7 protein-coding genes and 1 pseudogene are annotated in these 13895 nt (G+C 74.4%); 4 read left to right on the forward strand and 4 right to left on the reverse strand.

The genetic code is table 11. The annotated features are described in order from the left end of the window. The first annotated feature begins 46 nt into the window (after positions 1–46). Positions 47–2809: a helix-turn-helix transcriptional regulator gene (locus ABD363_RS05340; protein ID WP_344600429.1), complete on the forward strand. Its 2763-nt coding sequence runs from the start codon at positions 47–49 to the stop codon at positions 2807–2809. Positions 2810–3548: 739 nt separating this feature from the next. Here ABD363_RS05340 and ABD363_RS05345 read toward each other — a convergent pair. After that, positions 3549–4868, reverse strand: coding sequence for a radical SAM protein (locus ABD363_RS05345; RefSeq protein ID WP_344600181.1), 1320 nt, complete (start codon positions 4866–4868; stop codon positions 3549–3551). 324 nt (positions 4869–5192) lie between these two features. Between ABD363_RS05345 and ABD363_RS05350 the strand changes: the two genes are divergently transcribed. From ABD363_RS05350 to ABD363_RS05360, 3 genes and pseudogenes are all read left to right on the forward strand, one after another. Further along, complete coding sequence (locus tag ABD363_RS05350) at positions 5193–6452, forward strand: D-arabinono-1,4-lactone oxidase (protein ID WP_344600182.1); 1260 nt, start codon at positions 5193–5195, stop codon at positions 6450–6452. Positions 6453–6576: 124 nt separating this feature from the next. Then, a pseudogene (locus ABD363_RS05355) lies at positions 6577–7008 on the forward strand (transcriptional regulator); the annotation flags it as partial. Positions 7009–7181: 173 nt separating this feature from the next. Beyond that, positions 7182–10049 carry a glycoside hydrolase family 2 TIM barrel-domain containing protein gene (locus tag ABD363_RS05360; protein WP_344600183.1) on the forward strand — a complete coding sequence of 956 codons (2868 nt, stop codon included), beginning with the start codon at positions 7182–7184 and terminating at the stop codon, positions 10047–10049. A 119-nt stretch (positions 10050–10168) separates the two neighbouring features. Here the strand turns inward: ABD363_RS05360 and ABD363_RS05365 are convergent, their stop codons facing one another. The 3 genes from ABD363_RS05365 to ABD363_RS05375 all read right to left on the reverse strand — a co-directional run bounded on the left by ABD363_RS05365 (position 10169) and on the right by ABD363_RS05375 (position 13793). Continuing rightward, positions 10169–11446, reverse strand: coding sequence for an MFS transporter (locus ABD363_RS05365; protein WP_344600184.1), 1278 nt, complete (start codon positions 11444–11446; stop codon positions 10169–10171). A gap of 125 nt (positions 11447–11571) precedes the next feature. Next, the gene (locus ABD363_RS05370; RefSeq protein ID WP_344600185.1) at positions 11572–12084 is read right to left on the reverse strand and encodes a hypothetical protein; all 513 of its coding nucleotides are present in this window, start codon (positions 12082–12084) and stop codon (positions 11572–11574) included. Next, positions 12081–13793: a PHP domain-containing protein gene (locus ABD363_RS05375; protein ID WP_344600186.1), complete on the reverse strand. Its 1713-nt coding sequence runs from the start codon at positions 13791–13793 to the stop codon at positions 12081–12083. Before ABD363_RS05375 ends, ABD363_RS05370 begins: the two co-directional genes overlap by 4 nt. Between the last annotated feature and the right edge of the window lie 102 nt (positions 13794–13895).

The following is a 13895-nucleotide window of genomic DNA, read 5'->3' on the forward strand; positions in this document are numbered from 1 at the left end:
CCGCTCCCGGTGCCGCCCACCGAGGTGTCACGGCGGCGGAGGCCCTATGCCGGCAAACCGCTTCGTTCCCCGGCGTCCAGTGCTCCTCGGTCGCCGTCACGAGTCGGACGTGCTCGATCAGTTCCTCCACCGGACACAGGCAGGACGGGGTGGCGCCCTCGTCATCCGCGGGGAAGCGGGTATCGGCAAGACCGCCCTGCTGGAGTACATGAGGACGGCGCCCGGGGTACGCACCTTGAGAGTGTCCGGAGCCGAGTTCGAAAGCGAGCTCGCGTTCGCGGCGCTGCACCAACTCTGCGGGTCGATGCTGAGTGTTCTGCAGCGCCTGCCGGGCCCGCAACGCGGCGCGCTGGAGGCGGCTTTCGGGCTGAGCAGCGGTACGCCCGACCGTTTTCACCTCGGCCTGGCAGTACTCAACCTCTTGTCGGAGGCGGCGGGCAAACAGCCCCTGCTCTGCCTGGTCGACGACGCCCAGTGGCTCGACCGGGCCTCGGCGCAGGCCCTCTCCTTCGTCGCACGGAGGCTTCACGACGAGCCGGTGGCGGTCGTCTTCGCGGTGCGGGCGCCCTCGGGCGGTGCAGAACTGACGGACCTTCCCGAGCTGCGCCTCGAAGGTCTGGCCGACGCCGATGCCCGCGGACTGCTCGCCTCCCAGTTCCGGGCGCCGATGGACCGTCAGGTACGTGAGCGGATCATCGCCGAGGCGCGGGGCAACCCACTCGCCCTGCTGGAGCTGCCGCGGACGGCCGAACTGGCGGGTGGCTTCGCCGTTCCCGAGGCGGTGCCCGCACCGGGAAGTGTCGAGGCCAGCTTCCGCAGCCGCTGGGAAGGACTGCCCGCGGACACCCGGCTCCTGCTGCTGACGGCGGCGGCGGAGCCGATCGGGGAGCCATCACTCCTGCGGCGGGCAGCGGAACTTCTCGGCGTCGATCCGGCGGCCGTGACACCGGCCGAGGACGCCGGGCTGCTGACCGTCAGCGCCTGGGTCCGGTTCCGGCACCCGTTGGTGCGTTCCGCCGTCTACCGCGCCGCCTCCCCGGAAGACCGCCGCGCGGCGCACCGGGCGCTCGCCGAGGTGACGGACGCCGACGCCCAACCCGACCGGAGGGCCTGGCACCGTTCCATGGCGGCCGCCGGCCCCGACGAGGGCGTCGCCGCAGCACTCGAACACTCCGCCGGACGTGCACGGGCACGCGGTGGCATCGCGGCGGCCGCCGCTTTTCTCGAACGAGCGGCGACCCTCACGCCGGATCCCGGCCGCCGTGCCGTACGCGCGCTGGCCGCGGCCCGGGCCAAGCGCGACACAGGCGCTGCGGAAGCGGCTCTGACGCTGGTGGCGATGTCGGAGACGAACCTGGGACCGGACGACGAGCCCCGACGGGCGGAGGCGGCCGCCCTGCGCGCCCGGGTCTCCTTCGACAGGAAGCGCGACGACGAAGCGGTGGTCGGACTCCTGCAGGCCGCGAAGCTGACCACGCGCTGCGATGCCGCCGGTGCCCGGGAGCTGCTGCTCGACGCCTTTGCGGCGGCCGTGTTCGTCGGCCGATTCGCCAAGGGGCCGCGCCTGCTCGAGGTGGCGGACGCGGCACATGCCATGTCACCCGTCGAAGACCCCCCGCGCCCGCTGGACATACTTCTCAAAGGGCTGGCCGCTCAGGTGAGGGAGGGGTACACCGCGGCCGTCCCGCAGCTGCGCCGCGCCGTCGACCTCCACCGTCGTGCCGACGACGGCAGCGAGTACGGCCTCGGCGAGGTGTGGATGGCCTGCAACGCCGCGATGGACCTGTGGGACGACGCCGCCTGGAGAGCTCTGGCCGACCGCCAGATCTCCCTGTGCCGGCGGCACGGCGCCCTGGCGTCTCTTCCTGTACTCCTGAGTTTCCGCGCCCTCGCTCACATCCACGCAGGGGAGTTCGGCGACGCGGCGGCACTCGTCGACGAGACCCACTCGATCGCGGTCGACGCCGGCGCCCCGCCCGTGGTGTACGTCGATGTCTCCCTCGCCGCATGGCGGGGGGACGAGGCCGCGACGGCCGCACTGGCCGATGTCGCGATGCGCGCCGCCCACGAGCGAGGAGAGGGCAGACTCGCCAATGTCACCGAGTACGCCCGCGCCGTGCTGCACAACGGGCTCGGCCGGTACGAGGAGGCTCTGCAGGCGGCCCGCCCCGCGTGCGATCTCGACGAACCGGGCTTCTACTCCTGGATCCCGGTGGAATTCGTGGAGGCGGCGGCGCGAGCCGGACGGCGGGATCTCGCCCTCCCGGTGATGAAGCGCCTCTCCGAACGCGCCAGGGCCAGCCGCACCCCCTGGGCGACGGGGGTCGAGCTGAGGTCCCGGGCGCTCCTCACGGACGGCCCGGCGGCCGACGAGCTCTACCAGGAGGCGATCGTTCAGCTCGGTCGCAGCGAAGGCACCGTCCATCTCGCGCGCGCCCGACTCCTGCACGGTGAGTGGCTGCGGCGTGAGGGACGCCTCTCCGAGGCCCGCACCCAACTGCGTGCCGCGTACGAGCAGCTCTCGTCGATCGGAGCGGAAGCGTTCGCCGCACGCGCCGCCCGTGAACTGGCGGCCGGTGGCGAGCAGGTGCGGAAGCCGAGGGCTGAGGCACAGCACCGGCTCACGCCGCAGGAGTTCCAGATCGCGCGGCTTGTCGCCACGGGCGCTACCTCCAAGGAGGTGGCCACCCAGTTGTTCCTGAGCCCACGCACGGTCGACACCCATCTGCGCAATATCTTCAAAAAGCTCGGCATCACCTCGCGCCGTCAACTGCGCGGCCTTCCCCTGGTGGTGACGCAGACCGCGTGAGCTGCCGGTGCCGCCGCTGCCGGACGGGGCTCCGGGTGGCGGGCCCAGCCTCGGTCTTTCACGTGGCTGGGTGTCCGACGCGTGATCGAGAATACAAGGGGTGGAGGGAAGGGTTCGTGCCTGCTTGCGCGCTCAGAGCGTCACTGCCTCAGGAAGGAACGGGCAGCGACGGGAGCGTGGTTTCGCACCACAGGCACATCGAGGAGGGCGACGCCGTCCGGCATCGCCCTCAAAGTCCTCCGGTCAGAGGAAGCAGCAGTGCGGGGTGCTCATGAATGCCACGCCATGATTCTACGAGCTTCGACGAAGCCCTCTGTTCCCAGTGCTCACGCAGGAGTCGGGGGACACGGCCTAGCCGCGGGCGGCGGCCATGCGTTCAGCCGCCTCGTCCCGACGCCCGTCCCAGCCAGGAACGAACGCGGTGCGCGCCGGGACGGCCGCTCCCAGCAGCGGGGCGTCGAGCGCTTGCGGGCCGGAGGGCACGCGGGAGGGGCTGCTGCGCTCGGTCGGGTTCGCGGGGGGGGGCGAAGAATTCGATGCGGCCGGCGAGCGCGGTCGCGATGCGCGGTCGCGTCCGTCCGGTGTGAAGCCGTACGCCGGGGAGTTCGTGCCGCGCCGGAAGGCGGGGCGGCCGAGGGCGAGGCCTCCGTTCCCGGGAACGGAGGCACTGCAGCCGACGACGGTGACGGCGCGGAGCCGGTGCGCGGGCGGCGGCGTGTCCCGCGCACCGGACCTCCGGTCACGCCTCGACGGGTTCGTCCGCCGGGAGGCTGTCCATGAAGGAGCTGACGGAGAAGACCGCGCGGCCGGCGCCGGGCGGGCCGTAGCCGGGCGGGGAGGACAGGCCGAAGTCGTCCATGGTGGCGCGGTAGGCCTCCAGCAGGCGGATGTGGTACTCCAGCGGCGCGCCCTGCGGGTTGGCCTTGCCGAGGGGCGTCGTGGGCTCGGGGCACCAGGTGGTGAACCGGGGCGTGATGCCGTGCGACATGAAGAAGCGCAGGCCCTCGGTGGTGGAGGCGATCGCCTCGTCGACGCTGGTGAAGCCGAACGGCTCGGCCATCTCCACGCCCGCGACGAAGTTGGGGATGACGTTGCGCGGGCCGAAGACCTCCGCGGAGTCCAGGATCCGCTTGTGCCATTCGTCCCGGCCGACGTACCGCTCCTTGCCGGGGCAGTACAGCTCGAACAGGCGGCGGTCCCACACCTCGTAGTTGGGGTGGTAGATCTGCACGCCGTAGTCCTTGAACCGCTGCACGTCGGCCTTGGGCAGCGCCTGGGCGACGACCTTGCCGATCCAGCGGCCCGGGAAGCGCTCCTCGATGGCCTTGGCGTAGTGGCCGTAGAAGTCGGCCTCGTCGCGGCCCGCGACCGTCTTGGTGATGGCGCCGCCGGTCAGCGTGTACGCGGTGGACGCCTTCTGGGTGTCGTACCGGTCGATGATCTCCAGCGCCTCCAGGACCTCCTCGACGTCCTTCACCCCTGTGTACGGCCGTCCGGCCGCCTTGTGCTGGCGCCAGTTGTGGTTGATGTCGCAGTACTGGCACTCCTCCTTGGCGCCGAAGTACTGGCAGACCCGGAAGACGGTCAGGTAGATCAGGTAGCCCCACTGGATGGTCGGGGCCACCTCCATCACCGACTTCCCGTTGGACAGGGTGTGCCGGTAGTACTCGGGCATCGGCGGGACGCCGACGTCGGCGATGCGCCGCCCGTCGAGGTAGAGGCCGAGCACCCCGTCCTCGTCCGCGGCGACGCGGTACGGCGACGAGGGGTTCACCCGGACCGAGACCACGGTCCGGCGCAGGTCGTACGGGCCGCCGGTGAGGATGATCTCCTCCGGCGGGCGCCTGAGGGCCGCCTCGCCCAGCTCGGGCAGGGTGCCGTGGTCGAAGGAGAAGATGAAGTACGACTTCGGCTTGACCTCGCCGTCCTCGTTGTCGCTGAGGGCGGACGGGTCGAAGGCCACGCCTCCGCGGAGCAGGTCCTCCTTGAAGACGGCTTCCCGCGGCACGTGCGGGAAGCGCTCCATCAGATCCTCGACCAGCGCGGTACGGCTGCCCATCCCGTGTCTCCTCCCGGTTCGGACGTACGACTCCTCACGGTATGCCCCCGCCTGTACGTGAGCCGTACCGGGTCCCCCCAGCCGGCGACCGAGGCGGATATTCACCGCATATCGCCACAAACGGACCCGGTGAGCCGGCGCGGCCGGGGCGGAAGGGCCCGGGGAGGCCGGGGCGAGAAGGCGCTCCTGCGGTGCGGGCGACGGGGCGGGCGGCAGGGGGCGGCGAGGAGGCGGGCGGCGGGTCCGGTGCCGCCGGCCGGACGATCTCCGGGGTAGGTTCCAGCGGTGACCTCCTGGTTCTCGACGCGGCAGGAAAGGGGCGGGATGACCGAGACCGTGACCAATTGGGCCGGCAACATCACCTACACGGCCAAGGAAGTGCACCGGCCGCACTCGCTGGACGCGCTGCGGGCGCTGGTGGCGGACAGCGCGCGGGTGCGGGTGCTGGGCAGCGGGCACTCCTTCAACGAGATCGCCGATCCGGGCGCCGACGGGGCCCTGTTGTCGCTGGCCGCCCTGCCGCCGCGGATCGACGTCGACGCGACGGCCCGCACGGTACGGGTCGGCGGCGGCGTCCGGTACGCGGAACTGGCCCGCCGGGTGCACGAGCACGGGCTGGCGCTGCCCAACATGGCGTCCCTGCCGCACATCTCCGTGGCCGGCTCGGTGGCGACCGGCACGCACGGCTCGGGCGTCGGCAACGGCTCGCTCGCGTCGGCCGTGCGGGAGGTGGAACTCGTCACGGCGGACGGCTCGACCGTCGTCATCGGCCGCGGGGACCCGCGCTTCGGCGGCGCCGTCACCTCCCTCGGCGCGCTCGGGGTGGTCACCGCGCTCACCCTCGACCTGGAGCCGGCGTTCGAGGTCGAGCAGCACCTGTTCACCGAACTGCCGCTTCAGGGGCTGGACTTCGAGACCGTGGCGGCGTCCGCGTACAGCGTGAGCCTGTTCACCGACTGGCGTGCGCCGGGCTTCCGGCAGGTGTGGCTGAAGCGGCGCACCGACCAGCCGCTGCCCGGTTTCCCGTGGGCCGCGCCCGCCACCGAGAAGCTGCACCCGGTGCCGGGCATGCCCGCCGTCAACTGCACCGAGCAGTTCGGCGTGCCCGGGCCGTGGCACGAGCGGCTGCCGCACTTCCGGGCCGAGTTCACCCCGAGCAGCGGCGCCGAGCTGCAGTCGGAGTACCTGATGCCGCGGCCGTACGCCCTCGACGCGCTGCACGCGCTGGACGCGATACGGGCGACGGTGGCGCCCGTGCTGCAGACCTGCGAGGTGCGCACGGTCGCCGCCGACGAGCAGTGGCTGAGCCCGGCGTACGGGCGGGACACCGTGGCGGTGCACTTCACCTGGGTCGAGGACACGGCGGCGGTGCTGCCGGTGGTGCGGCGGGTGGAGGAGGCGCTGGCCGGCTTCGAGGCGCGGCCCCACTGGGGGAAGGTCTTCACCGCTCCGGCGGCCGAGCTGTGGAAGCGCTACCCGCGGCTGGGCGACTTCCGGGCGCTGGCGCGGGAGCTGGACCCGCGGGGGAAGTTCGCCAACGCGTTCGTGCGGGACGTCCTGGACGGCCGGACCGGCCGCGGCTGACCCGGACCGGGCCTGGCGAGGCCCTTGTCCGAAGCCCTTGTCGAAAGCCACCGCGGCCCCTAGCCTTGCGCCGCGCCGGAGTCCGGGCCGCCCCGGCCCGGCCCGGAAGGGAGGGGGCCGTCCGGTGAAACGCACCTCGTGCGACATCCGCGCCGCGAACCGCTACGAGATGCTGCGCCGGATCATCGCCGCGTCGCCCACGTCCCGGCAGGAGCCGGCGGCCGCCACCGGCCGCTCGCCCGCCCCGGTCGCCACCCTGGCCGGCGAGCCGCCCGGCCTCCGCGCGATCGCGGAGGCCGGGTCCGAGGACCCGGCCGACGGCCGCCCCCGGGGCCTGGTCGCGGTCGACGCCCCGGGCGGCGCGCTGATCGGCGTCGGCGTCGCGGGGACCTACGTCCGGGTCGAGCTGTTCGCCCCCGCCCTGGACGTGCCGGCCCGCGCCGGCGAGGACATGCGCCCCGGCGGGAGCCGCCCCGAGCAGGTGGCCGGCCAGGTCGCCACGGCCGTCGGCTCGGTGGTCGCGCGGGCCGGCGTCGAAGGGGCGCGGGTGCCCGGGCCGTCCGAGTGACGCGCTCCCCCCACCCGGCCGACCGGGCCGTCACCTCCCACCCGCACTTCATGGCCCCGGCCGTTCCCACCCCGCCCCTGGTGTCCGTGCCCCCCTTCCTGCCGCGCCGGCCGGCCCGGGGGACCGCACGGACCGGCATCAGGGGCCGACCTAGGAGACCGATGTCCTTCCGCACCCCTCCCGCCCCGGCCGCCGCCTACGTCGAGGACGTCGCGCCCGGCCGCGGAACGCTTCCCCCGCGCGCCTGGTACGCGTCCTCGGACGCGAAGCCCCTCTCCCTGAACGGCAGCTGGCGGTTCCGGCTGTCGCCGGCCGCCGACGCCGAGGACGACGCGTTCGCCGCGCCCGGGTACGACGCCGGCCACTGGGCCGAGGTGTCCGTCCCCGGCCACTGGGTCCTGCAGGGGCACGGCGCGCCGATCTACACCAACCACCTCTACCCCTTCCCGGTGGACCCGCCGCACGTCCCGACGGAGAACCCCACCGGTGACCACCTGCGCGTCTTCGACCTGCCGGCGGACTGGCCCGCCAGCGGGGACGCGGTGCTGCGCTTCGACGGGGTGGAGTCCTGCGCCCGGGTCTGGCTCAACGGCACCGAGCTCGGCGAGTTCAAGGGCTCCCGGCTGCCGCACGAGTTCGCCGTCGGGCACCTGCTGGAGCCGGCCGGCAACGTGCTCGCGGTCCGGGTCCACCAGTGGTCGGCCGGGTCGTACCTGGAGGACCAGGACCAGTGGTGGCTGCCCGGCATCTTCCGGGACGTGACGCTGCTGCACCGCCCGGCGGGCTGCGCGGGCGACTTCTTCGTGCACGCCTCCTACGACCACACCACCGGCCGGGGCACCCTGCGCGTCGACTCCGACGTCGAGGGGCGGGTCACCGTGCCCGCCCTGGGCGTCGACGTCGCGACCGGCGAGTCCGTGACGGTCCCGGTCGAGCCGTGGTCGGCGGAGACGCCGACGCTGTACGACGGCGTGCTGGCCACCCCCGGCGAGCGGGTGCCGCTCAGGATCGGCTTCCGCACGGTCGTCCTGGCGGACGGCCTGATCCGGGTCAACGGCAGGCCGGTCCTCTTCCGGGGCGTCAACCGGCACGAGTGGCACCCGGAGCGGGGCCGCGCCCTGGACCCGGCGACGATGCGCGAGGACGTGCTGCTGATGAAGCGGCACAACGTCAACGCCGTCCGCACCTCGCACTACCCGCCGCACCCGGCCTTCCTCGACCTGTGCGACGAGTACGGGCTGTGGGTGATCGACGAGTGCGACCTGGAGACCCACGGCTTCACCGAGCAGGGCTGGCGGGACAACCCCGTCGACGACGACCGCTGGACCCCGGCCCTGCTGGACCGCGCCGCCCGCATGGTGGAGCGGGACAAGAACCACCCGTCGGTGATCTTCTGGTCCCTCGGCAACGAGGCGGGCACCGGGCGCGGCCTGACCGCGATGGCCGAGTGGATCCGCGGCCGGGACGCCTCGCGGCTGGTGCACTACGAGGGCGACGCCACCTGCCGCGACACGGACGTGTACGCGCGGATGTACGCCTTCCACGAGGAGGTGGAGCGGATCGGCCGGGGCCTGGACGGCGGCCCCCGCAAGCGGCGCGCGCTCCCCTTCCTCCACTGCGAGTACGGGCACGCCATGGGCAACGGCCCCGGCGGGCTCGCCGACTACCAGGAGCTGTACGAGAGGTACGACCGGCTCCAGGGCGGGTTCGTCTGGGAGTGGATCGACCACGGCATCGCGCATCCGGAGCTCGGCTTCGCCTACGGCGGCGACTTCGGGGAGGAGCTGCACGACTCCAACTTCGTCTGCGACGGGCTGCTCTTCCCCGACCGGCGGCCCTCGCCGGGGCTCGTCGAGTACGCGAAGGTGATCGAGCCGGTCCGCATCGACGGCGGCGCCGCGGACGGCACTGTGCGGATCACCAACCGGTACGACTTCGCCGGCCTGTCCCACCTGGAGTTCGAGTGCCTGCACCAGGTGGACGGCGAGGTCACGGCGACGGCCCGGCTCACGGTGGAGCCGCTGGCGCCCGGCGGGTCGGCGGAGGTCGAGCTGCCCCCGGCCCCCGACGGCCGGGGCGCCGAGGTGCAGTGGACGGTCCGCGCCCGGCTCGCCGAGGACACCCCCTGGGCGGAGCGGGGCCATGTGGTGGCGTGGGGGCAGGGCACGGTCGCCCGGCGCGCTCCCGCGCCCGCCGCGGCCGGTGTCCGGCCCGCCGCCGACGGCGGGCGGATCACGCTCGGCCCGGCCGTGTTCGACGCCCGCACCGGCGCCCTGCGCGGCATCGGCGGGGTGGACGTCACCGGGCTGCGCCTGGACGTGTGGCGGGCGCCGACCGACAACGACGACGGCGCCCCGTGGCAGCCGGACGTCCGGTACGGGGTGCTGTGGCGCGCCCTGGGCCTGCACCGGATGCGGCACCGCCTGGACGCCGTCGAGGCCGGCGGCGACGCGCTGACGGTACGGACCCGGGTGGCGCCCGCGGGCCGGGAGCTGGGCCTGGCCACCACCTACCGGTGGACCTCGGACGGCACCCGGGTCCGGCTGGCCGTCTCGGTCGTGCCGGAGGGGGACTGGACGGTGCCGCTGCCCCGGCTCGGCATCCGGTTCGGGCTGCCGCGGGCCGACCGGGTCCGCTGGTTCGGCGGGGGCCCGGGCGAGGCGTACCCGGACACCAGGGCGGCGTCGCTGCTGGGCCGCTGGGAGGCGACGGTGGAGGAGCTGCAGACGCCGTACGTCCGCCCGCAGGAGAACGGCGCGCGGGCCGACGTCCGCTGGGCGGAGATCGGCGGGCTGCGCGTCGAGGGCGAACCGGAGTTCTGGTTCACCGCGCGCCGCTGGACCACCGAACAGCTGGACGCGGCCCGGCACCTGACCGACCTCGTCCCCGGCGACACGGTGTGGGTCAACCTCGACCACGGGCAGCACGGCATCGGGTCGCAGTCGTGCGGCCCCGGCCCGCTGCCGCGGTACTTCCTGCGGGCCGAACCCGCGGAGTTCTCCTTCGTGTTCGCCCCGTCGCCCGGCTGATCCCGCCCGGGGCGCGGTACGGCGGGCCCCGGCCGGCCGTACCGCGCCCGGACCGTCCCGGGGGTCCGCGGCGGCCCGGCCTCCGGTGCGGGAGGGAGCTCCGGGTGAGGCACGGTCCGTCAGGCGCGGCCCCCGGCGGTGCGGATCGGCGTGGCCGGTGCGGCCAGGGCGATCAGGACGCAGCACGCGCCGGCGGCCAGGGCGACGGGCGCCGTGCCGTGCCGTTCCGCGGCCCAGGTGAGCAGGGCCGCGCCGGCCGGGGCGGCCGCGTACTGGAGGGTCCAGAAGGCGGCGGTGACCCGGCCCAGCAGGGGCTCCGGGGTCACCTCCTGACGCAGCGACATGGAGCAGGTGCCGGCGACGGCGACGGCGGCCAGGAAGGCTGCGCTCAGCGCGGCGACGACCGGCACGTCCCGGGCCCCGCCGAGTCCGGCGAGGGCGAGCCCGGACACCGCGACGGCGCCGGTCCACGTCGGGCCGAAGCCGAGGCGGCGGCGGACGCGGGCGACCAGCAGGGCGCCGGTGACGGCGCCGAGCGCGCCGACGGCCAGCACGGCGCCGACGGTGCCGTCGTCGTGGCCGAGGTCGTGCTTGAGGTGGTAGACGACCAGGTCGTTGAGGCCGAGGGTGAGGAAGCTGAAGAGGGACAGCGCGGCCGTCAGGGCGCGCAGCACCGGATGCCCGTACAGGAAGGCGATCCCGGCCCGCAGGTCCCGCCACAGCCCGGCCCGCTCCCCCGGGCGGTCGTCCGCGGGGCGGGCCCGGAAGCGTACGAGCGCCAGGCAGGCGGCCGACACCCCGAAGCTGGCCGCGTTCACGCCGACCGCGGCGGCCGGGCCGGACCAGGCGGCGACGACCCCCGCGCACAGCGGGCCGAGCACGCCCGCGGCGGCGGCCGTGGCGTTCAGCCGTCCGTTGGCCTCCGTGAGCCGCTCGGGGCCGACCAGGCCGCGCACGACGGTGACGTAGCCGACGGCGAACAGCATGCCGACGGCCTCGCACAGCGGCAGCACGGCGTACAGCAGGGGGATCTGCGGGCCGGACAGCCACACCAGCGGGACCAGGCCGTACAGGACCATGCGCACGAGGTCGCAGCCGATGAGCAGCCGACGGGGGTCCACGCGGTCCACCACGACCCCGGCGAACACCGCCGCCACCACCGAGGCCGCCCCGCCGGCCGCGGTGAGCAGCCCCATCCGGGCGACGGACCCGGTGGCCTCCAGGACCAGCAGCGGCAGGGCGATCAGGGCGAAGGAGTCGCCGAGGACGGAGAGGGTCTGCGCGGCCCAGAAGATCCCGAAGTCGCGCCGCCGGCCCGGCGGGCGGGCGCCGGGCCGTATGCGGCCGGTGTCCGGCGGGCGCCGCCCGGCCCGCTCCTCGGGCGCCTCGTACGTCATCGGTCCGGTGCCGTCCGCCGCTCCGTCACACGCGCCCTCCCCGTCGGCTCCTTCGTCCGGCAACCGTACCGCCCCGGCCGCGGGTCAGGGCCCGGCCGGGGCGGTACGGGCGGGCCGTCACGGCCTCAGTGGTCCGCGCAGCACGGCGTGGGCTCGGGGACCTCGAAGGGCACCAGGGTGCCCCCGGCGGCCGGCATGGCGGCCAGCAGGAGACGGCCGTCGTGCCACTGCGGGCGCACGTGGTCCCGGGTGTGCAGCCGGGTGTCCGGGGCGGGGCGCTCCGGGGCGCCGAGGACCGTGACGTCGTCGATCGCGGACCGGGCGAGCAGGTCCGCGACCGTCAGCGTGCCGGTGAGCGCGCGGGCTCCCGGGTAGAGCACCGCGCGTCCCGAGCCGTCCGGCACGCCGGGCGACACCTCGTACCCCTGGGCCCCGAGCCGCTCCCGGGCGATGCGCAGGAGCGGCTCCGAGGGCAGGGCGAGGGACACCGCGACCCGCGGGTGCCCGCCGCGCACCAGGTGCGTGCAGCCGAACGTGTCCTCGGGCAGGTCGAGTCCGGCCGCCAGCGCGTGCAGCAGGTGGTCGGCGGCGCGCAGGTCCCGGACCCCCGCGTCCACGGTGAGGGCGTGCGGCGTCACGAGGGCAGGACCCACACCGGGTTGGAGTAGAACCACAGGTCGCGCCACGGGTCGGCGTCGCCGACGACGTCCAGGGCCGGGCCCGCCGGGTCGACCGCGGCGCCCATCGCGCCGACGGCGGTGCGGTTGCCGTCGGTGCCGCGCAGCCGGACGTACACGGGGCGGTCGACGCGGCCGAGGTCGTAGGTGAGGCGGACCGTGCCGGCGGACTTGTCCACCTCGTAGGACTTGACGACCTTGGCGGTGGGGGCGGTGAAGGTGTCCTTGTCCTTCACCTCGCCCGTCACGTCGCCCTGGATGACGTCCACGCGGGCCAGCTTCGGCACGAAGCCCGCCCAGTTGGGGCCGCCGGCCAGCGCCACGTCGGCGGTGAGCGTGACGTGCGTGCCCTTCTTCACGTGCAGGGCGCCGCCGAGCGTGGCCCAGCGGCCGCCGCCGGCGACGCGGACATCGAGGCCGCTGATGAGCTGCCCGTGGTCGACCCAGATGCGGCCGGCGCGGATGCCGTCCATGACGGCGGCGTAGGAGAAGCCGTCGGCGCCGACGTGGGTGCGGCTGTACTGGCCGGGCCAGTAGTCGCCCTGGGTGATGTCGATCCGCCCGCCGTAGACCGGGTCCGGGTAGCGGCCGTCGGTGGCGAAGTCGCCGCCGGTGCCGCGCACGGCGGTGTCGGCGTAGACCTGGTGGGAGTCGGAGTTGGCGGTGATCCACCAGGGCTTGCCCTCGGCGAGGAGGCTGTCCCACAGGCCGCCGACGGTGGCGGTCATCCAGTCGAAGCCGCCCCAGGTGCGGTAGGACTCCAGCGGGTAGCCGGCGAAGGAGTTGGCGCTGGGGTTGTTGTCGTAGATGCCGCGGGCGCGGCCCATGCCGAGGGGCGTGGGCAGGCCGGCGGCCTGGTGGCCGGGGGCGCCCTCGAAGCCGACGGCGATCCGCCGGCTCGCGGGTGTGGCGTCGCGCCAGGCGCGGATCTCGTGCGGGGAGTCGACGCCGCGCCGCGCCGGGTGGTTGGCGAGCATCAGCGCGTCCTTGACCTTGCGCCGCTTGACCTGGTCGTGGAGGAAGGCGAGGCCGGCGACGGCGAGCGCCTCGTTGGCGGGCGTGGAGTCGGAGGCGCCCTTGACGCTGCCGTCGTAGTCGGTCTCGAACTGCTTGAGGACGGAGACCTCGTTCTTGCCGGGGTGCACGAAGACGGTGCCGTGCTCGGCGGCGGGGATGTTCCACTCCAGGCCCTGGAAGACGAGGGTGTCCTCGTAGGCGGCGCGGGCTTCCTGGATGTCCGGGTTGACCTTCTCCACACCGATCTTGGCGTGCGTGGCGCTGCCGTGGTCGGTGATGACGAGCCAGTCCATGCCGTGCCGGGCGCCCTGGCGGACCTGGTCGACGACGCGGTACTTGCCGTCGCTGCTGTACTGGGTGTGGATGTGGTGGTCGCCGGCCAGCCACAGGAAGCCCTTGCCGCGGCGGCCGTTCGAGGCGGCGCGGGCGGGGGCGGCGGCCGTCGTCTGGGCGAGGACGCCGCCCGCGGCCAGGCCGGCGCCGAGCAGGCCGGCGCGGCGCAGCAGGGAGCGGCGCGACCGCTGCTCGGGGGTCAGGGCCTCGTCGGGCACGGAGGTGTCGAAGGCCGCGGGCAGCTCCGGTCCCTCGTGGCCGTGGTGTCCGTGGTGATGCCCGTGTCCATGACCGTGTCCGTGGTCGTGGCCGTGTCCCATGATGTGCCTCCTGAGTGCCGCTGCCGTCCGCGGCTGCCTTCTCGCCGCACTGCTGTGCGTGCGTGAGGAGGATCAACATGGAAGATGAATGTTGAACGGCCT

This window comes from Streptomyces glaucus (genome assembly GCF_039533365.1).
GTDB lineage: Bacteria > Actinomycetota > Actinomycetes > Streptomycetales > Streptomycetaceae > Streptomyces > Streptomyces glaucus.